Annotated in this window: 20 protein-coding genes; 9 read left to right on the top strand and 11 right to left on the bottom strand. The window is 41.6% G+C overall.

The window, feature by feature from the left end; all coding sequences use genetic code 11:
- Window positions 1-70: 70 nt before the first annotated feature.
- Window positions 71-1,825 carry a sensor histidine kinase gene (locus EJN84_RS03520; RefSeq protein WP_129594131.1) on the bottom strand — a complete coding sequence of 585 codons (1,755 nt, stop codon included), beginning with the start codon at window positions 1,823-1,825 and terminating at the stop codon, window positions 71-73.
- Window positions 1,822-2,514 (bottom strand): response regulator transcription factor, encoded by a 693-nt coding sequence (locus EJN84_RS03525; protein ID WP_129594189.1) that lies wholly within the window; start codon window positions 2,512-2,514, stop codon window positions 1,822-1,824. Before EJN84_RS03525 ends, EJN84_RS03520 begins: the two co-directional genes overlap by 4 nt.
- Before the next feature lie 338 nt (window positions 2,515-2,852).
- On the opposite strand from EJN84_RS03525, the gene EJN84_RS12335 reads away from it, so the two are divergent.
- Entirely contained in the window at window positions 2,853-4,379 is a 1,527-nt protein-coding gene (locus tag EJN84_RS12335) for a GDSL-type esterase/lipase family protein (protein ID WP_238943915.1), read from the top strand.
- Window positions 4,380-5,097: 718 nt separating this feature from the next.
- Here the strand turns inward: EJN84_RS12335 and tnpC are convergent.
- The 3 genes from tnpC to tnpA form a co-directional block, all read right to left on the bottom strand.
- The gene (gene tnpC / locus EJN84_RS03540) at window positions 5,098-6,747 is read right to left on the bottom strand and encodes an IS66 family transposase (protein WP_129594132.1); all 1,650 of its coding nucleotides are present in this window, start codon (window positions 6,745-6,747) and stop codon (window positions 5,098-5,100) included.
- An 82-nt stretch (window positions 6,748-6,829) separates the two neighbouring features.
- On the bottom strand, window positions 6,830-7,180 hold the full coding sequence (gene tnpB, locus EJN84_RS03545; protein ID WP_101488284.1) for an IS66 family insertion sequence element accessory protein TnpB: 351 nt from the start codon (window positions 7,178-7,180) through the stop codon (window positions 6,830-6,832).
- 3 nt (window positions 7,181-7,183) lie between these two features.
- The gene (gene tnpA / locus EJN84_RS03550) at window positions 7,184-7,543 is read right to left on the bottom strand and encodes an IS66 family insertion sequence element accessory protein TnpA (protein ID WP_129594133.1); all 360 of its coding nucleotides are present in this window, start codon (window positions 7,541-7,543) and stop codon (window positions 7,184-7,186) included.
- Window positions 7,544-8,969: 1,426 nt separating this feature from the next.
- Between tnpA and EJN84_RS03555 the strand changes: the two genes are divergently transcribed.
- The 4 genes from EJN84_RS03555 to EJN84_RS03570 all read left to right on the top strand — a co-directional run bounded on the left by EJN84_RS03555 (window position 8,970) and on the right by EJN84_RS03570 (window position 13,317).
- Entirely contained in the window at window positions 8,970-9,773 is an 804-nt protein-coding gene (locus EJN84_RS03555) for a DUF6261 family protein (protein ID WP_129594134.1), read from the top strand.
- Between the two features lie 685 nt (window positions 9,774-10,458).
- Window positions 10,459-11,124, top strand: coding sequence for a 7-cyano-7-deazaguanine synthase QueC (gene queC, locus EJN84_RS03560; protein ID WP_129594135.1), 666 nt, complete (start codon window positions 10,459-10,461; stop codon window positions 11,122-11,124).
- 40 nt (window positions 11,125-11,164) lie between these two features.
- A complete protein-coding gene (gene queF, locus EJN84_RS03565; protein ID WP_129594136.1) occupies window positions 11,165-11,641 on the top strand; it encodes a preQ(1) synthase in 477 nt (158 codons plus the stop codon).
- 149 nt (window positions 11,642-11,790) lie between these two features.
- On the top strand, window positions 11,791-13,317 hold the full coding sequence (locus tag EJN84_RS03570) for a DUF1846 domain-containing protein (protein WP_129594137.1): 1,527 nt from the start codon (window positions 11,791-11,793) through the stop codon (window positions 13,315-13,317).
- A gap of 51 nt (window positions 13,318-13,368) precedes the next feature.
- Here the strand turns inward: EJN84_RS03570 and EJN84_RS03575 are convergent, their stop codons facing one another.
- Window positions 13,369-13,578 (bottom strand): DUF6496 domain-containing protein, encoded by a 210-nt coding sequence (locus EJN84_RS03575; protein ID WP_129594138.1) that lies wholly within the window; start codon window positions 13,576-13,578, stop codon window positions 13,369-13,371.
- A 204-nt stretch (window positions 13,579-13,782) separates the two neighbouring features.
- Here EJN84_RS03575 and EJN84_RS03580 point away from each other — a divergent pair, with 204 nt between their 5' ends.
- Both EJN84_RS03580 and EJN84_RS03585 read left to right on the top strand, forming a co-directional pair.
- Complete coding sequence (locus EJN84_RS03580; protein ID WP_129594139.1) at window positions 13,783-14,205, top strand: Fur family transcriptional regulator; 423 nt, start codon at window positions 13,783-13,785, stop codon at window positions 14,203-14,205.
- A 61-nt stretch (window positions 14,206-14,266) separates the two neighbouring features.
- Window positions 14,267-14,899, top strand: coding sequence for a cation transporter (locus tag EJN84_RS03585; protein ID WP_129594140.1), 633 nt, complete (start codon window positions 14,267-14,269; stop codon window positions 14,897-14,899).
- A gap of 21 nt (window positions 14,900-14,920) precedes the next feature.
- Here EJN84_RS03585 and EJN84_RS03590 read toward each other — a convergent pair whose 3' ends face one another.
- Complete coding sequence (locus EJN84_RS03590) at window positions 14,921-15,496, bottom strand: RNA polymerase sigma factor (protein ID WP_129594141.1); 576 nt, start codon at window positions 15,494-15,496, stop codon at window positions 14,921-14,923.
- A gap of 261 nt (window positions 15,497-15,757) precedes the next feature.
- Complete coding sequence (locus EJN84_RS03595; protein WP_129594142.1) at window positions 15,758-16,726, bottom strand: glycoside hydrolase family 43 protein; 969 nt, start codon at window positions 16,724-16,726, stop codon at window positions 15,758-15,760.
- Window positions 16,727-17,138: 412 nt separating this feature from the next.
- Here EJN84_RS03595 and EJN84_RS03600 point away from each other — a divergent pair, with 412 nt between their 5' ends.
- Together EJN84_RS03600 and EJN84_RS03605 are read left to right on the top strand one after the other, a co-directional pair.
- Window positions 17,139-17,573 (top strand): hypothetical protein, encoded by a 435-nt coding sequence (locus EJN84_RS03600; RefSeq protein ID WP_129594143.1) that lies wholly within the window; start codon window positions 17,139-17,141, stop codon window positions 17,571-17,573.
- A gap of 394 nt (window positions 17,574-17,967) precedes the next feature.
- The gene (locus EJN84_RS03605; RefSeq protein WP_129594144.1) at window positions 17,968-19,326 is read left to right on the top strand and encodes an MFS transporter; all 1,359 of its coding nucleotides are present in this window, start codon (window positions 17,968-17,970) and stop codon (window positions 19,324-19,326) included.
- Here the strand turns inward: EJN84_RS03605 and EJN84_RS03610 are convergent.
- From EJN84_RS03610 to EJN84_RS03620, 3 genes are read right to left on the bottom strand one after another with little or no spacing between them, the layout of a single operon-like run.
- Entirely contained in the window at window positions 19,323-20,300 is a 978-nt protein-coding gene (locus tag EJN84_RS03610; RefSeq protein ID WP_129594145.1) for an HU domain-containing protein, read from the bottom strand. The two genes, EJN84_RS03605 and EJN84_RS03610, sit on opposite strands and share 4 nt — an antisense overlap.
- A gap of 56 nt (window positions 20,301-20,356) precedes the next feature.
- Window positions 20,357-20,917 carry a crossover junction endodeoxyribonuclease RuvC gene (gene ruvC, locus EJN84_RS03615; protein WP_129594146.1) on the bottom strand — a complete coding sequence of 187 codons (561 nt, stop codon included), beginning with the start codon at window positions 20,915-20,917 and terminating at the stop codon, window positions 20,357-20,359.
- Between the two features lies 1 nt (window position 20,918).
- Window positions 20,919-21,233, bottom strand: a complete 315-nt coding sequence (locus EJN84_RS03620) for a DUF4286 family protein (RefSeq protein WP_129594147.1) — start codon at window positions 21,231-21,233, stop codon at window positions 20,919-20,921.
- Window positions 21,234-21,333: the final 100 nt, after the last annotated feature.

Below are 21,333 nucleotides of genomic sequence, written 5' to 3' on the forward strand. Positions count from 1 at the left end.
AGAATTCGAAAATATTAAACCCCCGATGTTTCGAACGAGAAAATTTTTTATGCTCGGTTTCTCCCGAAAGCTATTCGTATTTTGTTTTTGGCAATGTGATCAAAAACGACAAACCGCCTTCGGGCCTGTTTTTAGCCACAATGCTGCCATGATGAAACAATATCGCATTTTTTACAATTGCAAGTCCCAAACCCGAACCGCCGCCTGTATTTCGTGTACGGCCTTCGTTCACTCGGTAAAATCGCTCGAATATGCGCACCAAGTGTTTGTCTTCCACACCCGGACCGGTGTCGTAAAATTCAAAGAATAGAGTGTCGTCGGTGTCGGCATAACATCTGACCGATATTTCAACCCCGTTGCCCGCATAATTCAACGAATTTTCGATCAGATTCCTAAAGATGGTGTATAGTAATGTCCTGCTGCCGGTTACACAAATTCGATCATCTACCTCGACGGTAAAGGTATCGTTCTTTTCGGTCAGTTTATCTTCTACGTCCGATTTTAATTCTTCGAGTAGTTCTTTCATTTTCACCTCTTCGCGAGCAAATCTGTCCGGAGCATCTTCAATCTTTGTCAACATGCCGATATCCTGAATCAATTCCGACAATCGAATGGTTTGGGCGTAAGCTCTTTCCAAAAAAATGTTTCTACGCGATGCATCGTCTTCGTCAAGATTCAAAATGGTTTCCAGATAGCCACGAATACTCGTTACCGGCGTTCGCAACTCATGTGCGATATTGTTGGTCATTTCCTGTTTTAGAAGACGTGTTTTCTCCTGTTTGGTAATATCCCCAATATAAAGTTCAAAACTTTCGTCGTCGAAAATAATAACTCTTATATTGAAGCGCTTGCCGTTTTTTTTGATTCGCGTCGTAAAAATATTTTCTTTTTCGGGATGATCCAGAAAATACTGTATCTCCGCAAACGCCGGATCGGTGAACACGACTTCTTCCCGAAGGGTCGGTCGATCGATAATCAGATTGAGATATTGAAGAAAATGAGAATTGGCATAGATCTTCGAGCGTTCTTTCGAAAAAATGGCAATCCCCTCTTCCGAAAAGTGAAAATGCTGAAGCAGTTTTTCACGTTCGGCGGACAACTGTTTGCGATTTTCCTGCAAAAGTTTATAATTTTCCACTATATCGGCACTGATGGCGCCTACTTCATCGTCGGGAAATTCGTTGAAAAAAATGTCGGGATTGCCTCCCGTTTTCAACTGTTGCGAAAAGTTTCGCAATTGCTGAATGGACCTGGTAAACTGATTTGCAAAATAATTCATCATGACTACGCAAACCAGAAAAAACAGAATGATGAAATAGATAAAACTGTTACGGGCATCCAAAAACGATTGCAATTTCAAGTCGTAGGGCATGGCTATCCTCACATAATATCCGTCACCGAATTTACGTGCAAAATACAGATATTCGACTTCGTTGCTTGCCGAAATGCGAATATTGCTACCCGACCCATGCGAGGCTGCTTCCTGCACTTCGGGACGATGAAGATGGTTCTCCAGTTTTTCGGTATCTACTCTGTTGTCATACAATACCGTCCCAAGCGAGTCGATAATACTGATGCGAATGTCATCGGGAAAATAAATCGAAATTCTGCCTATTGACTCCAAACTGTCCGACGTCAACAAATTGTTGTCGTTGATATATGTATGAATAGTTTCGGCATAAATATTCAATCGGCTTTGCAAACTGTTGTGCCGTTCGCGTTTAATTTGTTGTTGTTCAAAAAAAACGATACCGACTGTGAAAACAAATATGATTGCAGAAAAATAAAGAAATATTTTTCGTCGGTACGACAAATTAAATTTCATGATTCTCTTTTTGCTTCCAAGTTAAGGTAATATCCAAAACCTGAACGATTGACAATGATGGACGAATATTCACCCAACTTTTTTCTGAGCCGTGTGATGTGCACATCTACCGTACGATCGAGCACAAATTCGTCGTCGCTCCACACCCGATTCAGAATTTCGGAACGCGTAAGCATTTGAGGTGCCGACTGAGCCAATAGTAACAATATTTCGAACTCCTTTTTGGTGAGCGAAATTTCTTCGCCGTGAATGGTAACCCGATTGAAATTGGCATCTATAACGAGATCGTCTATTATCCATTTTCTGACGTTGTTCACCTGAGTATTGCTGCGTTTCAGAATTGCCTTTACGCGAGCCAGCAATTCTTTTACCGAAAATGGTTTCGGCAAGTAATCGTCGCCACCCAGCGAAAATCCGGTCAGAAGATCATTCTCGGAATTCTTGGCAGTTAAAAATATGATCGGAATGGGATTATTCGATTTCCGGATTGTTTCGGCAACGGTGAATCCCGAGATGCCGCTCATCATAACATCGAGAATGATGAGACTATGCTGCGGATCGAGTTTATCCAACGCTTCTTCTCCCGAATAAGCTACATCAACTATGTAGCCATCGTTTTCGAGGTTGAATTGGAGGATATCACATATATCCTTTTCGTCGTCCACCACTAAAATTCGCTGTCTTGTCATTGCCGATTTCGAAGAATTCCGTTTGTGTTTTATTTCCAATAATTCGCGCATACAAATGTAATATGTTTTTTTTAATGGAGCGATGATTGCTATTTGTGCATCGATTGTCATTCGATACTAGTAATTCTGCCCGTCGCAAAGTTAGCAATCTGTTGTTGCGGCTCTGTTACGAAAATGCTACAAATTTGTTAAGATACTATTTCATTTCAATGTAAAATGGGTTTAACCTGTTTTTGTGCGAAAAACTTTTTTAAAATTAAAAGAACTCGTGAATATTCGAAAACAAAATGTTTACTTTTACAGAAACAAAACAGTACATCTTAAAACAAACCTATACAATGAAACAATTTCTTCTCATTTTCTGCCTTTTTTGTGGCATTATTTCGTTTGCTTTTTCGCAAAAAGTGAATATTGTTTTTATCGGAAACAGTATTACCCAAGGAGTTCAGTTGAGCGATCCGCAACGAAATTCGCCGCCGGCTCAAACGGCTTCATGGCTCGAAAAGCAAAATATCGGAACAATAGCCATCCGCAATTGCGGTGTGAGTGGCAAAACTACCGTCGATTTTTTGCCGGCATCAAATACCTATTTCCCGAAAGTGAAGGCTGCCGCCGACGAATTGACAAAATCCGATGGAACACTCGTTTTTTCGATCATGCTGGGCACAAACGACAGTGCTCAGCGGGGAACCGCCAAATCGAGATTACAGCCACAGCAGTACTTCACCAATATGAAAGCAATTGTAGATGAATTGTTGCGATTGTATCCCAATTGCAAGGTCGTTCTCAACCGTCCCATTTGGTACAGCCCAACCACACACAACAGCTCTACTTATCTGCAGGAAGGTCTTGATGTGCTAAAATCGTATTTTCCCGAACTGAAAAAACTGGAAGATCATTATTGGAAAACTGTTCCCGGTCAGGTTTTTTTGGGTGATACGGCTGCCTTCAACTATTTCGAGAACAATACCGAACTATTTATCGCCGAAAACGGAAATTCAGGCATATTCTATCTTCATCCCAGTCCTGAAGGAGCACGCCGGTTGGGTGAATTTTGGGGTAAAGCCATTCTGTATGCCATAAATTGGCAACCTGCTTTCACGGAGTATCCGATGCCAACGGTTGCACAAACTCCACCCATGAGTAGTGACTCGTTGCTCGGAATGACGGCGCCCTCCTTGCGCGTTTACCTGCCCGATCCCGAGACTGCTACGGGACGGATGGTGATTGCTCTGCCGGGAGGTGGCTATCAACATTTGGCCGTATTTCACGAAGGATACGACTGGGCTCCCTTTTTCCTGAGTAAGGGGATTGCTTTTGCCGTGCTCAAATATCGGATGCCGAACGGCAATCGCGATATTCCCTTTGCCGATGTACGGGCGGCTTTCGCATTCGTCAGGCAGCATGCTGCCGAATGGAAGGTCGATCCTTCGAATATCGGCATCATGGGATCATCGGCAGGAGGTCATTTGGCTTCAACTTTTGCCACGCATGCAACTGCTCCCGAATCGCCGGCTTTTCAGATTTTGCTTTATCCGGTCATTACGATGGATCCGACATTCACGCATGCCGGTTCTCGAAAAAATCTATTGGGAGACAATCCGTCCCGGGAGATTGCCGATCTTTATTCAAACGAAAAACAGGTAACCGCTCAAACGCCACGAGCTTTTATTATTTTTGCGGCCGACGACCAAATTGTCCCGCCTTCCAACGGATTCCGATATGCCGAAGCGTTGCAAAAGAATAAGGTTGCATTGACATTTCTCCTTTATCCGAAAGGTGGACACGGATTCGGAAATCGCGATTCGTTTGCCTATAAGCAGCAGTTTATGTGCGAATTGAGTAAATGGCTCGGAAGTTTTTAAATTCGGTCTGGCTTTTTGGTGATTGATTTTGATGATTTATTGATTTGCTGATGAGGAAATTGGCGATGGTTGAGTTATCCGGACTCGTTCAAGTTCGGAAACTTGCGCTATTAAGGAAGAAGTGAAGAAGTCGGAAGTGGAGGAATATCATAACCCTTGTGCTGCCCGGATAGTTGTATATAGAATTCATCGGTAAATCAATAAATCATCGAATTGGTAAATTATCGACTAATTCCAACCCCCAATCTCCAACCATGTTCACATTCTTTCACTTTCGAAATTGTGATGTTTTGTTAATAAAATCGGGCAAATTCCTTTCATAAGCTTTCAGTATGACATTAATATATGTATATCAGCAGATTATTTGTATGTTTCTGAAGTAAAAATTCATCGATTCGGCAACAAAATTGCCCCGTCAGAAATGTAGAAAACGCGTTTGACTCCGACGGACCTGTTTTCTACTTTGTAGAAACCACGTTCGACTTAAAGAATGTTATATCTACTTTGTAGATTTCGCAAATGTGAATGAAAACGTCCAATCTTGTTAACATTCTATAGGGATTCGGCGCCAAATTGCCCAATCTTGAAGTGCAGAAAGTACAACTTTGTCCGACGATCGTAAGCATTCGGTGAAGTCCGTATTTGATTTCAAGTTTCTTTATTTTCTGAAAGAAAACTTTCAAAAACTTGGAAAACATTCGGAGTCGATTTGGAGTTTTTAGAAGTTTCTCTTAACCCGGTTTGAAGGAAGTAGTTCTGCCAGATCTATTGTATAATCTTCGTCGTAATCGTGGATATGACTCAACACGTAAACCATCCAGTCGCGGAAGTTCACATCTGCAGCCTTGCAGCAACCAAGTAAAGAGTAGATAACTGCAGCATCTTCCGCAGCATCATGGTTACCGCAAAACAGGTAATTTTTTCTGCCAAGCGCTAAGCCTCTCAGGCTGTTTTCGGCCAGATTGTTATCTATACGATACCTGCCATCCAGGTGATACCGGCTTAATCGGTGATAGATGTCATAAGTGTATTTTATGGCCTTGCCAATCGGACTCTTTGGTAATACTTTTTTGTATTCATTCACCAGCCACTTTTCAAAGACAACTATGATCGGGTAGGCGTGACTCTCTCGGAGATTGGCCCTTTCATCATAGGATAGGTTACTGTCATCAGCTTCTCTTTCTACCTCGTAGAGAAGGCCGATTTGTTCAAGAGCATATTCTGCCCTGCGCCTGTCATTTTTCAGGGACTCTTCAAATTTTCTTCTCGCGTGAGCCCAACAACCCAGGGGTAATACCCCTTTCTTGTACTCGTACATCTTGTATACACCATACCCGTCTGTCTGCATAGCACCACGGAAGTCTTTCAACAGGGATAATGCAACATTCTGTGCCCTTGAGCCATGGTCATAATGAAAGAAGAGTTGTTTGTCCATGACGGAACGTACCATCCACATGTATCCATTGACAGTTTTATGCTTCTCATTATTTATAACAGGCACAGTGGTTTCATCCACCTGGATATAATCGGTGGCAAGAACCAGTTCTTTGAGTCGGTAGTAAAGTGGCCTCAGTAAATCGGCTGTATCCTTAAACCAACCATTCACCGTTGGTGGCGGGAGATTGATTTTCATCTGCTTCAACATCTGTATCTGACGGTAAAATGGCAGATGATTAACATACTTGTTTATCATAAGTTCTGCCAAAAGTGATGCTCCGGCATAACTGCGTGCTATAGGCCGGTATGTTGTAGGAAGCGAAGCTGTAACAATAGGAGAAGACTCTTTTTGAGACTCCTGTGAAGTTTTGTTCTTTAACACATACTTATGACGCACAATCCTCCTGACGTAGCATTTCGCCGGTTCATACTCCAGCACTTCGGTTATCTCCGGTTCGAGCTCAGTCCATGCATCCATGTCACCTGATACTTCCTCCGGGTAGAAATGCTCTTCAACGCGGGGCAGATCTTCAGGCAAGGGTCTGCGGACAGGTTTTCTTTTTTCACGTTGCTTTACACGCCTTTCCCTGAAAGACTCTATTTCAGCTTTCGCTTCTTCTGCCTGCTCTTGTTCTGCAGGCAACAGGTCCAAGCCATCGAAGTCGATACGGCGCTGACGCGGGTCTTCTTTAATAAAGCGTTCACTGGATTTACCCCATATACGCCGCCTGAGATAAGCAACCTCATCCTCCAGCTTGAGGATTTTTTCATCTTTCAAGGATATGGTATGCTCATATGAGGATTTTAATGCATCAACATCCGTATGATCTTCCAGCTTACCTTTCAGGAGTTGAATCTCCTGATACTGGTGGTCACATTTCTCCAGCAGAAGTTCTAAAAGCTCGTTCGGATTTTCTTTGATTTCTTGCATCTTTTCCCCTTGTCAGATAACGAGAGTAAAGATACAAAAACAGCATTACATATGCAAGAAAAAAGAGGCTAAAATCGTCTGTTTACGAGACTTTCAAGCGTTTTTTATATTTACATTTCCCGGTGTCAATTCCCTGTACCATCAGCATGAGTTTTTGCCAGGAAAAAGGGTGGAATTTTTCGTTTTCATCAAAAGAGGGTAATAAAAAATTCCCTTTTTCAAGCTTCATGTAATAAATGACCAACCCTCCATGTTCCATGTGCAGGATTTTCATACTTGTGCAATGACGATTCAGAAAGATAAACACATCTCCACTGCTAACTTCCTTTCCCATCTGATCTGTGACTAATCCGCTTAAAGTGTAAAAACCTTTGCGCATATCCGTTGGAAAAGGATAAAGCCAGTAACGCATAGAGTCGTTTAGGTTAAACATGGCTTATTGGGTTAAAAGTATTAAAGATCGAAGTTGGGTCAGATCAGCTTCAATGGGAACACGTAATTTTACACCGTTGGGATAAACAATCTCGAAAACATTGCCACCCGATGGGTGCATATGCTCCGGATTGGATTGTTGCTGAACTACCTTTTTTGCCGTTAACTGTTGATTTGCATCGGTAAAAACTATTGGCACAAAACCGGGAGGTTGTTCCTTTCGCTGGTTGTGTTCACGTAATCTCCTTTGCCAGTAATAAAATTTGGATTCCAGAATGCGCTCATTCCAGCAGAACTCCTTTACACGAAGGCCGCCGGATTGGTAACGATCATAAACTGTTTCAAATTGCTTTAATGTCCACATAATTTTTTGTGGGCAAATATAGCAAGGTTGAAAAGTTAATTTAAGACGGGGAAGACCGAATGCTTACCGACGATCATACTTTCTACAAAGTAGACGGAGCAATTTTGTCTGCCGATTGCCTCGTCTATACTTCTGAAAGGTACATTTTCGAGCCAAATGGCCTTTTCTGTTAACATGCTATAAGTATTTTTTTGCTAAAACATGTAATCTGCAGTGTAGAAACCATGACTTTTTGCGACGGACATGCTTTCTTCACTCCAAGATGACAGGTCACGACAAGACAATCGTGTCATTTCGAAGTGAAAACGGGGGATCATTCCTCGCCGAACGTGTCATCTTTGGGTGAAGATGATGGAATTTGAGTAACAGGAGTGTTAAATCAGCCCCATTATTTAACGATTTTCTACGGATTTACATCATCACGAAGTGTAGAAACCACAACTTTTTCGTCTGATGTAGTTTTCCGCGAGTGCGGACGATGGGTTTTTCTCCGAAAATAGGGTCGGTAGTGGGCGATACCGGTAACTCCTTTTCCGCTGACAGCTATAGCTGTCAGCGGAAAAGCTCAATTGATTATCCATTATCAATTGTTTTGTGTTTGTAGCAGAAGTTCGCAAACTTACGCTACTTGGGGGGAAATAAACCGAAATAGATCTTTTCAAAGAAAACTATAGAATATTGTTTAGGTTGAAAACCCACTTAGATGGTACAAAGAATAGGGAGTATTAAACAAGTTTCCGGAACCTATTCAGTCCTTTTTTCACCCAATTGGATATGAAAAATCAAAAGGAAGCAATAAGTTCTGCCTTTCAGGCAGCAATTGTTATTGTTTCTTTGTCCATAGGTCTTCGACCTGCGGTTATGAAATCTTTGCCCTTCAGGCAACATCTTTCTCTTTTGTATTGAAATTCGCTTTCTTTATCAGCAAATCGATAACTTACGATTATTAGATGCTAATGCCATTCACACAAGTGTGTTTACTGTAAGAAGTATTTTGGCATTCCGGCTTGAAAAGCCGAATTTTCATAACCGTAGAATTCATTCTGCGGCATGGATCAGCAGCTATCTTTCTGCCTGAAAGGCAGAACAAACTTTCATTCATAATAACATATCATCTATCATGGAAACTATATGATTGGGATGCGGCTAAGGGATTCAGTCCTAACAGATTTTCGAAACCTGAAAGTTTTCTCCTATTTCCACCATCAACGAATCGTTAAATCGATAAATCGTCAAATCATTTCTTCATTTCCTCCGCATTATCCGTCATTATGTTTATTTAATAAAAGTTTTACTTCAAATTGTGGATAACTTTTTAACGAAAAATTTGCTGTTAATTTAAAAACATTATAACTTTGTTAACGAAGTAAGGTTATCTGTCTCTCGCCTGGTAATCCAGGAACTTCAAGAACTTAATTTTTAAAATATGACAAATGATTTTACTACAGGGTGGCTCGTTTTGCTACACAATGATGAGCATCCCGTCCTTTTCGAACAGATATGTTTCGTAATGGACAAATACAAGCTCGATGACGAGCGCGTGAATGAAGCAGCGGCAAGAGTGAAATCGCACCTCGAACCGTTGAAACAAGTGAAAGTGCGATCTTTGAGGCACGAATTGACTCCGGCGATACGGGAGTTGCACACGCAACGAAGGCAATCGCTGATGTCGCTGCAAGGGCAGATCCACTCGTTGACGCTCTCCACCGTTACTGAAGAACGACAAGCGGCCAATGTGCTGAATATCTGGCTGGGCAAGCACCGGGGACAACTGCTCTCGTTGGGTTACACCCCATTGACGGAGCGTATCAACGAGATTGTTGCCGATGCCGAAACCGATGTGAATGTGAGCGGAGCACTTGCGGCGCTGTCACTAATGCCCATCGTCGAAAGGCTGAAGGCAATAAACGAGGAGTTTAAAAACCTGTCGGTGCAGCGCCGCGACGAACTTTCGCAAACAGATAAAGTAGATGCGAGAGCCATTCGTCAGGCAGCGGACAAGGACTTGCGACTGATGCTCGGGTTGATTGAGGCAAATGCCCGGATCACCGGCAACGAAGCATACCTGCCGTTGATTCAGGCCTTAAAAAAGTTTCTCGATTACTACCGCATTCTTGTGCAAAGCAGGAAAACGCGGAGAGCAACCGAGAAAAATGCTAAAACAAATGTTTTAATTGTTTCGAAACAGGAAGCGGCTATTCAAACCGACCCTGTGACGGAAAGCGCATAGTAGGAGCGGCAACTCCTAATATGCGAAAATGACGAGGGTTACGAGCGAGAGCGTAATCTTCGTTTTTTTGTATATCTACCAACGAATGTTGTGTGATGTGTGCACCAGTCATTTTTGTATCCCTATCCATACACTGGCAAATTGAAATGTATTCGCGAATTGGAACGTTCATCATAAAAAATGCCGGAAATACAATCGATGCCCTGTAATTGAATGTTTTAATAGAATTTTTTTTCATAAATCGCCACACCAGGAAGCGAATATTGGGAGGCATTTGGATCGGCGTGCTGTCGTGCTGTTTTAACTGTCAGGATAGAATGATTTTAATAATAAAGCTCTTTCTGCCTCCTATAGCCCAATTATGTCTTTTGCTTCTTTATTACCCTATATATATAACACATTATCCATAAATTTCAATGTTTGTAACCATGTTATATATCAAACGGAATGTAAAGTTACCAAATAAATAGATATTACCAAATAAATATCGATATAAATCAGCATCACAATTTTAAAAAGCATTTTGGCCATTCTTTTCAAATATATGCCTTCTTGGTGGTCGATTGATTTTCCGAACTACTTTCGATCACATGAAAGGGAAATCGATCTCTCCTTTGTGTCGATTGAAAATTATCGTGTAACTTTGTCGGAAAATAGATGACAACATCTTAAATTGTAGATTTCGATGAACGAATATAAAAACGAAGACGCCCTTGTACTTTTTTCGGGAGGACAGGATTCTACGACCTGCCTCTTTTGGGCAAAACAAAATTTTAGAAACGTACATACACTGTGTTTCTCTTATGGTCAACGACACTCGCAGGAGGTGAAAAATGCCGAGCGCATTGCCTCGATGGCCAATGTGTCCTTCCAAGTGTTGGATGCTACCATTATATCGCACCTGGCCCCAAATTCGCTTACCGACAGCAGTATGATGATGGACGAAGAAAAGCCGGCGGATTCCTATCCCAATACCTTTGTTCCGGGACGCAACATGCTTTTTTTGACTTTTGCAGCTACCATAGCCTATGCACAAAATATTCGACATTTGGTAACAGGCGTTTCCGAAGCCGACTACAGCGGCTATCCCGATTGCCGCGATACTTTTATCAAATCGGCGAATGCTACGCTCAATTTGGCAATGGACCGACAATTTCTGATACACACCCCCCTGATGTGGCGAAACAAAAAACAGGTTTGGCAGCTTGCCGACGAGTTGGGCGTTTTCGATTTGGTGCGAAACGAAACGCTGACATGCTACAACGGCATCATTGCCGACGGTTGCGGACATTGTCCGGCTTGCAAACTGCGCAACAAGGGTCTGCAGGAATACCTTGCCGAGAGAAAATAACAATCGAATTATCCGGATCATTAACCACCATTATATATATATGGAATTGAAATCAGATCATTTGGAAGAATTGAGCCACCTGGGACACAAAACCGAATACAAAATGGATTATGCTCCCGAAATGCTCGAAACCTTCGTCAACAAACATCAGGACAACGACTATTGGGTAACGTTCAACTGTCCCGAATTCACCAGTCTTTGCCCGATTACCGGGCAGCCCGATTTTGCAACCATTCGCATCGATTATATTCCGGATGTGAAAATGGTTGAGAGCAAAAGTTTGAAACTCTATCTGTTCAGTTTTCGCAATCATGGCGCATTTCACGAGGACTGTGTCAATATTATCATGAAAGACTTGATTCGACTGATGGAGCCGAAGTATATCGAAGTAACGGGAATATTTACGCCACGCGGCGGAATCAGCATCTATCCTTATGCCAACTACGGGAAAAAGGGGACTAAATATGAGCAATTGGCCGAAACGCGCCTTTTCAACCATTCGTTCCCGCTGCCTTAATCGACACGGGAAATAGGATGGAATATGCTAAAAGATGAGTTGATGGGAAGATCCCATCGCCGAAAAAGAAAAACGGAAGATTTACTTTCAAATGCCCGCTATTTTATGTAATTTTGAGCCCGAGTTTTTTTTAACACAAAATTCGGAAAATGGAAAATATCAATCGTATCGGGTTTGACAATGAGAAATATTTGCAGGAACAGAGTAAAGCCATCTTGGAGCGAGTAAATCAATTCGACGGGAAACTTTATCTCGAATTTGGCGGTAAAATCCTATACGATTATCATGCTGCACGCGTGCTTCCCGGGTTTGCGCCCAATGTCAAGATGCAGCTGCTGCAAAGCCTGAAGGACAAAGTGGATGTCATCATGTGCATTTATGCCGGCGACATCGAACGCAACAAAATCCGCGCCGATTTCGGCATTACCTATGATGTGGATGTACTCAAGAGCATCGACGATCTCAAGTGGTACGGCATTGATGTAACGGCGGTAGTCATCACCCGGTTCACCGGTCAGCCAGCAGCAATGGCCTTCAAGAACAAACTCGAACTTCGCGGCATAAAAGTTTATCTTCACTATCCCACAAAAGGTTATCCTAAAAATGTAGATCTGATTGTGAGCGACGAAGGTTATGGTGCCAATGCCTATATCGAAACCGATAAGCCGATTGTCGTGGTCACAGGGCCGGGCCCCGGAAGCGGCAAACTTGCCACTGCCTTGGGAAATCTCTATCACGAATATCGAAAAGGCAACAGAGCAGGTTATGCCAAATTCGAAACTTTTCCGGTGTGGGATTTGCCGCTCGATCATTTGGTAAATACCGCTTACGAGGCTGCTACGGCAGATTTGCGTGATGTGAACATGATCGACCCTTATCACCTGAAAGCATACGGTAAAATTGTCGTTAACTACAACCGCGATATCGAAGCATTCGGTTTGCTGAAAAAGATTTTGGAAAAAATCACCGAAGGTGCTTCCGTTTACCAATCACCTACCGATATGGGTGTTAATCGCATCAGTGCAGGTATTATCGACGACGAAGTGTGCCAAAAAGCAGCTTACCAGGAAATTATTCGTCGTCATTTACAAAGTTTTGTCGAATATGCTATGGGACGAACAGGTAAGGATACGGTGGAACGTACAACGGAAATCATGCGCAAAGTGGGGGCAAAAGACGAAGACCGGCGGGTTGTTGAACCGGCACGAAATGCGGCCAAAGAAGCCGAAAGGTGTGGCAAAGGTTATGCAGGCATTTATTGTGGCGCGGCCATCGAATTGCACGACGGAACCATCGTAACCGGTAAAAACTCGCCGCTGCTGCATGCATCTTCGAGCATGATTCTGAATGCGACAAAGTATCTTGCAGGACTGCCGGACAACATGATACTTTTGCCCGAAAACATTATCGATTCGGTTACTCATCTCAAAAAAGATATTTTGAACGGGAAGAATGTCAGTCTGGATGTAGAAGAAACGCTCATCGCTCTATCGATCAGTGCCATTTCGAATCCTGCGGCACAAATGGCTTTGCAAAAACTCACCGAACTGCACAACTGCGAAATGCACTCCACGCACATACCTACTCCGGGTGACGAGGCGGGACTTCGAAAACTGAAAGTGAACGTTACGTGCGATCCGGTTTTTTCGAGTAAAAGACTTTTCGTGAGTGAATAATTGTTGCAATCATTTCCCAATTCGAATGGATTGGAAGTGTATCGACAAAGATTATTTCGTTTTTTTATCTTTTGTCTTTTTAGATTTTGAAGGCTTTTTCGGCACTTTATAGCCTTCTTGTTCGGCTTCCGATATTCCGATGGCAATGGCCTGATCGCGGTCGCTTACTTTTTTCCCCGATGAAGTTTTGAGTTTGCCTTTCTTGAATTCGTGCATCACTTCGCCGATTTTTTGCTGTGCTTTTTTCGAATACTTTGCCATAACGATTTTATTTTGTTCATAAATTCATCTTATTTTAAGAACGTTCCATCGAATAAAATGTTTCGATACGTCTATCTGTAATCCTTATCGATTGTTAAACAGGATAATTATGACTTTCAGGCTATGGAAAATTTGAATAAATTTCAACTTTGCTCCACGGAATCTGTTAGATAATACAGCTTCATCTTATTAGAACCTTGCATTATGAATTCTCAAAAAATAGAACCGGCGAAAATCCTTCTGGCTAAAAATATAAAACCGACGCCCATCAGACTGAAAGTGTTGGAGACTCTTCTTTCGCAAACGCATGCCATGCGACTTTATGATATCGAAAATATTTTGGATGGAGTGGAAAGGACGTCGATCTTCAGGGCTATTAAGAATTTCGAGAAAAACAATTTAGTGCACGAGATCGATGACGGTTCCGGCGCTACAAAGTTTGCTTTATGTGAAGATCGATGTGAATGTAATTTGGAAGATCTGCATGTTCACTTCTTTTGTAAGATTTGCGAACAAACTTTTTGTTTGCAACAATTGCAGATTCCTTCGATGGAACTGCCTCCGGAATTTGTTGTGGAATCGGCAAATTTTGTGATCAAAGGTATTTGTGCCAATTGCAATACTTGATTTTGCAACACTGTTGCATCACATTTCAGCTTATTTTTGTTTGCGATTTTACAGCCAGAATATGATGGAAAACGAACAAAAACTGTATCGAAAAGCTTTATCATTGAGCTTATTTACAATTTTCTACAATATTGTCGAGGGCATTGTTTCTTTGTTTTTCGGGTATCGGGACGAAACCTTGGCCCTTTTCGGTTTTGGCCTCGATAGTTTTATAGAGGTGTTGTCGGGAGTCGGAATATTTACGATGATTCTCCGAATTCGCAAAAACCAAACGATGGAAAAGAGCAAATTTGAACATGCTGCTCTCAAAATCACCGGAACCGCTTTTTATCTTCTCTCACTCGGATTGGTTGTTGGAAGTGTCATGAATATAATTACCCGACATAAACCGGAGACCACCCGATGGGGCATCATCATTTCTGTCCTATCGATTTTGATTATGTATTGGTTGATGAGATCAAAACAAAAAGTGGGCAGGGAACTTGATTCGGAGCCTATAATGGCCGATGCTAATTGTACCAAAATATGTATTTACATGTCGGTTGTTCTCCTTTTGTCGAGTCTCATCTATGAAGTTACGGGGTTTGCTTATGCGGATGTCATCGGATCGATAGGATTGATTTATTTTTCCGTTTCGGAAGGGAAAGAAGCTTTTGAAAAATCGCAGGGAAAAGAGTGTTCCTGCGATTCGTAAAGCTTCATGCAAATCTCGCGTTCATGATAATTGCGATCGGAGTTTTGTTAAGCTTCGATGGATTAAATTTCGGAGCGATTGGTAATTTATATCCATAAGCGTGCAAATTTCGTCATATTTCTTTTCTTCGATAAAATAAAGAGTAATGGCTTCACGCTGCCTGTGTGAGAGTTTTGTCATGAAGAAAGCTACTTTCACGTTGTCGTAATCTTCTTTTTCTTTCAGAAGATATTCTTTTTCCACGTTTTCAGAAGATGCAACTTGATAGCTTTCAATTTCTTTTTCGGTAAAATAAGCTTTTCTCCTTATTTCGTCTAAAATTTTGTTTCTTAATGTACTAAACAAATAAGATTTGATATCTTGGATATCGGATAAATCTTGACGTTTATTGTATATTTTAATAAATACATCGTGAATGCAGTCTTTCAGCAATTCCTTATCGCTAGTGATTTTGCTGCCAAAATGGTAGAGAACGTTCACATACGTATCGTAGAAATGTGAAAATGCATCCATATCTCCCTTTAGAAATTCTTGAAACAGAGTTGTGTCGTCTTGATGATTGGCCTCGTTAATGGCCGATTTGTGTTTGGTTTGCATCTTGGAATTAAAAATTTAAAAATATTTGTTTTTCGTAACCGGATGCAAACTTAGGGTTGTAACACAACTTTGGGTGGTAAATTTTGGTTTTTTAATGGAAAAAATCGGTATGTGTGTTATAAAACACGTTTTGTTTTCAAAAAAATATCCCTTGTCTTTTCTGAAAGGGATGAGTGAGGGTGTATTTTAATAGAAATACGCCCCCATTTTTACGAATAATGCAATTGTGATTTATATGGGCATGGCGTGGATATGGGGATTTCAATTTAACGGACGTGCATCAACTCCATCGTTGGTAATAGCAATGGGAACAATTTGTCCATTGACATCGAATTGCATTTTTTCAATGCACGTAACGCGCGAGTTTCCATCTGACTCGGACAATGGGCGACGATGATAGACGATGTACCATTCGTCGGTGTTTGGTATGTTTATCACCGAATTATGTCCTGCGCCGGTTGCAATATTCGTATTTTGCTCTAAAACGATGCCAATCCGCTCGAAAGGGCCTAAAGGTGAATCGGCTATGGCATAAGCCACTCGATAGTCGGGGCCGGTCCAGCCGCCTTCCGACCACATGAAGTAATATTTTCCGTTTCGATAAAACATCACCGGTCCTTCAACATAACCCTCAGGGGTAATTTCTTTGAAAATTGTTCCATCTTCGAAAGGAAGAAAGTCGGTAAAATCGTTATTAAGTCGGGTAATGTTGCAATGGCGCCATCCTCCGTATATCATGTAGTATTGGCCATCGATATCTCTGAAAACGAATTGATCGATCGGTTGAGCACCATTGTGAAATTTGTCGAGCAAGGGTTTTCCCAAATAATCGCGATACGGCCCTTCGGGTTGTTTCGCAACGGCTATTCCAATCCCTCCTTCGCTTTGGTTGTCTTGAATATCGTTGGCTGCAAAAAATAAAAAATATTGACCCTCTTTTTCTACAATTGCAGGAGCCCACATCGCTTTATGAGCCCATTTTACACTTGCAGTGTCGAGGATATTGCCGTGTTTTGTCCAGCGTACCAAATCGGGAGAAGAAAAAGCATCCATGAAAACCTGTTTTTCATAAGGCGCCGAATAGGTTGGGAAAATCCAATAGCGGTTGTTAAAAATTGCTGCTTCGGGGTCGGCATACCAACCCGGAAAGAGAGGATTCCCCGATTTTTGGGAAAAAGATTCGCCACTAAAGAGGATCGTCAGCGAAATAAATACAAGAAACTTGTTCATAGGGATATGCATATTGGAATTGATCGAATAAAATTGTCGGATTTCTCTTTTTTAACTCGTTTGCAGGTGAGCTTCTATTGGGCTCTTTTTCATAAACAGGAGCATTCGTTTGGAATTGTTGCAAGTGTATTTTGTCATGACTATTTCATATATTCAGCTGCAAAGATAGCAGAAAATAGACAAAGCACCGTTAAGGTATATAAAAATAGAGTGAATCGACAAATCATTTATTTTTATCGATGAAATAGAAATACGAAACGATCAATCTATGTTTTTCTCCTGTCAACGCTTTTAATAATATGAATAACAGTAGGATAAGAATCGTTAATAGATGAACATCGGATTAAACGTTTGCTTACTTTTGAGAGTCAATATTACGATTTTTATGTAGAACCATTAAAATGAAATGAAAATGAAAAAAATTGGTATTTTGGCGTTTGTCGCCCTGTTTACAATGAGTATTTCTGTTTCGGCACAAGATGCGACCCGACAGAAAACTACTCCCAGAGAAATGAAATGGACCGCCGCGCAACGTGCCGAACAAATGGCAAAACGATTGGAGCTGATGGCAGAGCAAAAGGCGCAGGTAGAAAAAGTGTTGGAAAAACAAGATGCGCAACGTGCCGAACAAATGGCAAAAGCTCGAGAGATGCGAGAGAATCAGCAAGCTACTCGGGAAGAAATGAGAGCTGAAAGGCAAAAACAGATTGAAGCCAATGATTCCGAATTGGAGCAAATCATTGGTAAGGAAAAAATGGATCAATGGAAAGCCATACGTGCCGAACGGATGAGGAATATGCGCAACGGAAATGGAATGAGGGGAAACAAACCTAAAGTCGGCAAATAAATTTGCATCCGAGAAAGCTAATTGTCACTTATCAAAAAAATCCTCCGAAAGAAAATGTAATTTGTTTCGGGGGATTTTATTCGTGTGGCTTTTATCCAAATTAAAGATGAAAAATCCTGGTTGGTCGATGAAATCGAACAGTTAGTCTATTCGTTTTGGACGAAACAAACAGCAAACATATTTTTGTAACGAAAATCAGGTTAAATGGGTTAATAACTAAATTTTCATTCACAACATGTAAGTTGTATTTTCATGTTATTTAGAGAGCGGCAGGCTGTGATTTAGCCGGCCGCTTTTCGCATTCTTATAAAAAATGATTGCGGTACTAAATTGTATTTAAACAAAAGTGCTCATATAAACGTTCTTTGAGCATTCGCATCGGATAATTTCTTTGATGAAACGATTTTTCCCAATCCTGATAAATGTTGCAACTGCCAACACCAGCGCCTATTTTTTGTGGAGTGCATTTTCTTTTTGGATATATCTGGAAACCAAATCCGTACTGATCCTATCCATTCTGAGTGGAACCTATATGTTGCTGGTTACCTTGTCGAGCATGCTGTTCGGCACGATTGTGGATAAATATAAAAAGAAACGAGTCATCACGTTGGCATCTGTTGTAACACTCGCTCTGCTGTGTGTATCGGGATGGGTAATGCACTTTGAACCGAAGTCTCAAATTTCACAATTATCGTCTCCGTCATTTTGGCTTTTTTCGATACCTTTATTGTTGGCAGCTCTCGCCTGCAATTTGCGCGGGATAGCATTGTCCACTACGGTTTCTATTCTGGTAGAAAAAGAGAATTATGCACGTGCAAACGGATTAATCGGAATGGTGCAGGGGGTAGGGATGATTGCCAATACCGTTTTCAGTGGACTAATCATTGGGCAGTTAGGCCTGGACTGGGCAATGTATATTACCCTGATTGTGTCGGCAGTGATGCTTATTCATCTGTTTTTTGTGCCTATAGCCGAAGATCACATCGTTCACGATCCAAAATTGCAAAACAAAAGAATAGATTTTAGTGGAGCACTCCGAGCCATTCATGTTATTCCGGGACTGATGGGGCTTATTATTTTTACCACTTTCAACAATTTTATAGGCGGAGTCATTATGGTTTTGCTTGATCCGTACGGGTTGTCGATTTTTCGCGTCGAAGTGTGGGGAGTCGTGCTCGGATTTACAGGATCGGGTTTCATTTTTGGCGGACTGATCATCAGTCGTCTCGGCTTGGGAAAACGGCCGGTAAAAACCCTTCTTTGGGGATATGTGATTACAAGTTTAATCTGTGTTGTCTTTACTCTTCGCGAATGGGCACCACTATTTGTACTGGGGATGTTTTTGTATATGATATCTGTTCCTTTTATCGAAGCTGCCGAACAAACAATTATTCAAACAATAGTGCCAAAACATACGCAAGGACGTGTTTTTGGATTTGCTCAAACGGTTGAATCTGCAGCAACTCCGATTTCTATTTTTATCATCGGCCCTTTCGCGCAATTTTCGCTTATCCCGTTTATGAACAGTGATTCGGGCAAAAAAGCGTTCGGATGGTTGCTGGGTGAAGGATCTACACGTGGAATAGCATTGACCTTTTTAATAGCGGGGATTTTGATGTTGATAATCTCGTTGGTTGCATTTCGTACCAGAGCTTATAGAATTTTGTCCGATACTTTCTCGAAAAAGTTGCAAATTGCAGAGACCGAAAAAATAAGTTCAGAAAAGGGGAACAGAATTCATATCGAAGATTAGTGAGCACGTTTCATAATCCAAGCATCGGAATGGTTGGGATATTGTTTGTGAAGTGTTCTCAAGTAATTTTCTGCTTCGGCGCGATCCGTGAAAACAGCCGTATATAAATCGATACGTCCGGGTCTTTCCAACCAATACACTTGTGAAAATCCTTCAGCCTTCAATGTTCGTTCGGTAAATTCAGCACCTGAACGAAGTTCGTAAACACCCAAAACGATATAATACTTTGTTTCGGGTTTCACTTCCGTGTCCGATTCTTGGTTCGCCGATAATTTACCGGCATGAGGTTTGTTGTCGGATAAGGCAGGTGTTGAATTTTGTTTCCCCAAAACAGGTTGGGAAACAGGATCGCTGAAATTTTTCGATGAATTATTCATAAAAAGTGCACTTTCAGATAAAATATTTGCACTTTGTGAGGCAGGAACATTTTTATCGAAAGGCGTCATCAAAAAGATAAAAACGGCTATCACGGCCGCAACGCCGCTTGCAATGCCTATGTGTCGAAGAGGGGGTTGGAGGCGACGTGTTTTTTTTCGCGCACTTGGTGCAGATGGCTGCATCTGAATGATCGGTTTCAACGAAACTTGCGATAAACCAAAGTATTCGGGACGAATAAATTTATTGGGAGAGAACACATAATGTCCTTCGTCGTTAACCCGAAAACTACCCAAATCACCAAAGAGTAGCGATTCGCTGGATGACAAAGATATTTTCAGCTCCTCCACTTGTTTCTCGATGAGCCGATTAGCTTCTTCGAATGAAATATCATGCATTCGCATGAATGATTCGGTTAACAGGCCGTCGTTGTGTGAGAGTTCCTGGTTGAAGAGCAACTCATATTCAGGAGGTGCGAAAGAGGCTAATCCTATTTTTCGAGCAGGATTACAATTGAGCACGAATCCGCCAAAGTGAGGAACAATGACGCACAGGTGTGTGTGTAATAGAAATTCGATATGTGAAACAAGCTCATTCATAACGCAAAGATAAAAAGTTTTGTTAAATCACTTCTCGAAAGATTGAAAATTTATTGTCATTTTTTTATGCGTGAATCATTTTTTTCGGCAAAGTCTTTCCAATTTTTATATTCAGATTTTCCGTTTTCGACGCCCGACTGATAAAAGTGGCAAAGTGCAGCAGCCAATCCGTCGGTGGCATCGAGTTGTGGCAACATGTTTTCGTTGGGAATATGCAAGATTTGTTGAAGCATATAGGCAACTTGTTCCTTGGCTGCCCGCCCATTGCCGGTGATAGCCATTTTAATTTTCAAAGGTGCGTATTCGTAAATCGGAATATCTCTCGAAATGGCTGCGGCCATCGCTACGCCCTGCGCCCGCCCAAGTTTGAGCATACTTTGCACATTTTTGCCAAAAAATGGCGATTCGATGGCAAGCTCGTCGGGGAGGTATTCTTCGATGAGGCCGATTACACGTGCGTAGATTTTAGCAAGTTTCAGATAATGATCTTCGTACTTGCTTAATTGCATGATGCCCATAGCTTCGAGGGCGGGTTTGTTGTCAACGATTCGCAGAATGCCATATCCCATCACTTGAGTTCCGGGATCGATTCCCATAATGATTCGTTCTTTTGGCATATCAGTATTCGATGGTTTGCAAAATGGTGGAAAATCCTGCAATTTTATCTCGGAACTTTTCGATGAGCGGAGCATGAATCGAATAGCTCTCTTCATTGTTCCATTTTTCGAGTGTAAACAAATCTTTTGTGGTGAACTCAATTGCAAAGGAAGCTCCTTCGCCTTCATCTTCGTCAGTCCCAAATACCCGCGCGAGTCGGGGAGACGTAAGCAATCCGCTTTTGGTGCAGGCGGGGATAAACTTTTGCAGTAGGTATTCCACAAATTCTTCCTGAATATCGGTGTCAACCTGAAAGGTGGTATTGTAAACAATCATCTGAATGATATATGAGAATTAAACACATGAAAGCTATTCGTACAAATCATACAAAGATGCAAAAAAACTTTGTGAATGTTGGCATCATTCTGTAATTTTC

It is taken from the genome of Seramator thermalis (genome assembly GCF_004138125.1).
Taxonomy (GTDB): domain Bacteria; phylum Bacteroidota; class Bacteroidia; order Bacteroidales; family Dysgonomonadaceae; genus Seramator; species Seramator thermalis.

Bases quoted from the DNA above. Each gene is read 5' to 3' on its own strand.
- EJN84_RS03520 (WP_129594131.1), bottom strand. From the start codon at position 1,825: ATGAAATTTAATTTGTCGTACCGACGAAAAATATTTCTTTATTTTTCT.
- EJN84_RS03525 (WP_129594189.1), bottom strand. From the start codon at position 2,514: ATGACAAGACAGCGAATTTTAGTGGTGGACGACGAAAAGGATATATGT.
- EJN84_RS12335 (WP_238943915.1), top strand. From the start codon at position 2,853: ATGAAACAATTTCTTCTCATTTTCTGCCTTTTTTGTGGCATTATTTCG.
- tnpC (WP_129594132.1), bottom strand. From the start codon at position 6,747: ATGCAAGAAATCAAAGAAAATCCGAACGAGCTTTTAGAACTTCTGCTG.
- tnpB (WP_101488284.1), bottom strand. From the start codon at position 7,180: ATGTTTAACCTAAACGACTCTATGCGTTACTGGCTTTATCCTTTTCCA.
- tnpA (WP_129594133.1), bottom strand. From the start codon at position 7,543: ATGTGGACATTAAAGCAATTTGAAACAGTTTATGATCGTTACCAATCC.
- EJN84_RS03555 (WP_129594134.1), top strand. From the start codon at position 8,970: ATGACAAATGATTTTACTACAGGGTGGCTCGTTTTGCTACACAATGAT.
- queC (WP_129594135.1), top strand. From the start codon at position 10,459: ATGAACGAATATAAAAACGAAGACGCCCTTGTACTTTTTTCGGGAGGA.
- queF (WP_129594136.1), top strand. From the start codon at position 11,165: ATGGAATTGAAATCAGATCATTTGGAAGAATTGAGCCACCTGGGACAC.
- EJN84_RS03570 (WP_129594137.1), top strand. From the start codon at position 11,791: ATGGAAAATATCAATCGTATCGGGTTTGACAATGAGAAATATTTGCAG.
- EJN84_RS03575 (WP_129594138.1), bottom strand. From the start codon at position 13,578: ATGGCAAAGTATTCGAAAAAAGCACAGCAAAAAATCGGCGAAGTGATG.
- EJN84_RS03580 (WP_129594139.1), top strand. From the start codon at position 13,783: ATGAATTCTCAAAAAATAGAACCGGCGAAAATCCTTCTGGCTAAAAAT.
- EJN84_RS03585 (WP_129594140.1), top strand. From the start codon at position 14,267: ATGATGGAAAACGAACAAAAACTGTATCGAAAAGCTTTATCATTGAGC.
- EJN84_RS03590 (WP_129594141.1), bottom strand. From the start codon at position 15,496: ATGCAAACCAAACACAAATCGGCCATTAACGAGGCCAATCATCAAGAC.
- EJN84_RS03595 (WP_129594142.1), bottom strand. From the start codon at position 16,726: ATGAACAAGTTTCTTGTATTTATTTCGCTGACGATCCTCTTTAGTGGC.
- EJN84_RS03600 (WP_129594143.1), top strand. From the start codon at position 17,139: ATGAAAAAAATTGGTATTTTGGCGTTTGTCGCCCTGTTTACAATGAGT.
- EJN84_RS03605 (WP_129594144.1), top strand. From the start codon at position 17,968: ATGAAACGATTTTTCCCAATCCTGATAAATGTTGCAACTGCCAACACC.
- EJN84_RS03610 (WP_129594145.1), bottom strand. From the start codon at position 20,300: ATGAATGAGCTTGTTTCACATATCGAATTTCTATTACACACACACCTG.
- ruvC (WP_129594146.1), bottom strand. From the start codon at position 20,917: ATGCCAAAAGAACGAATCATTATGGGAATCGATCCCGGAACTCAAGTG.
- EJN84_RS03620 (WP_129594147.1), bottom strand. From the start codon at position 21,233: ATGATTGTTTACAATACCACCTTTCAGGTTGACACCGATATTCAGGAA.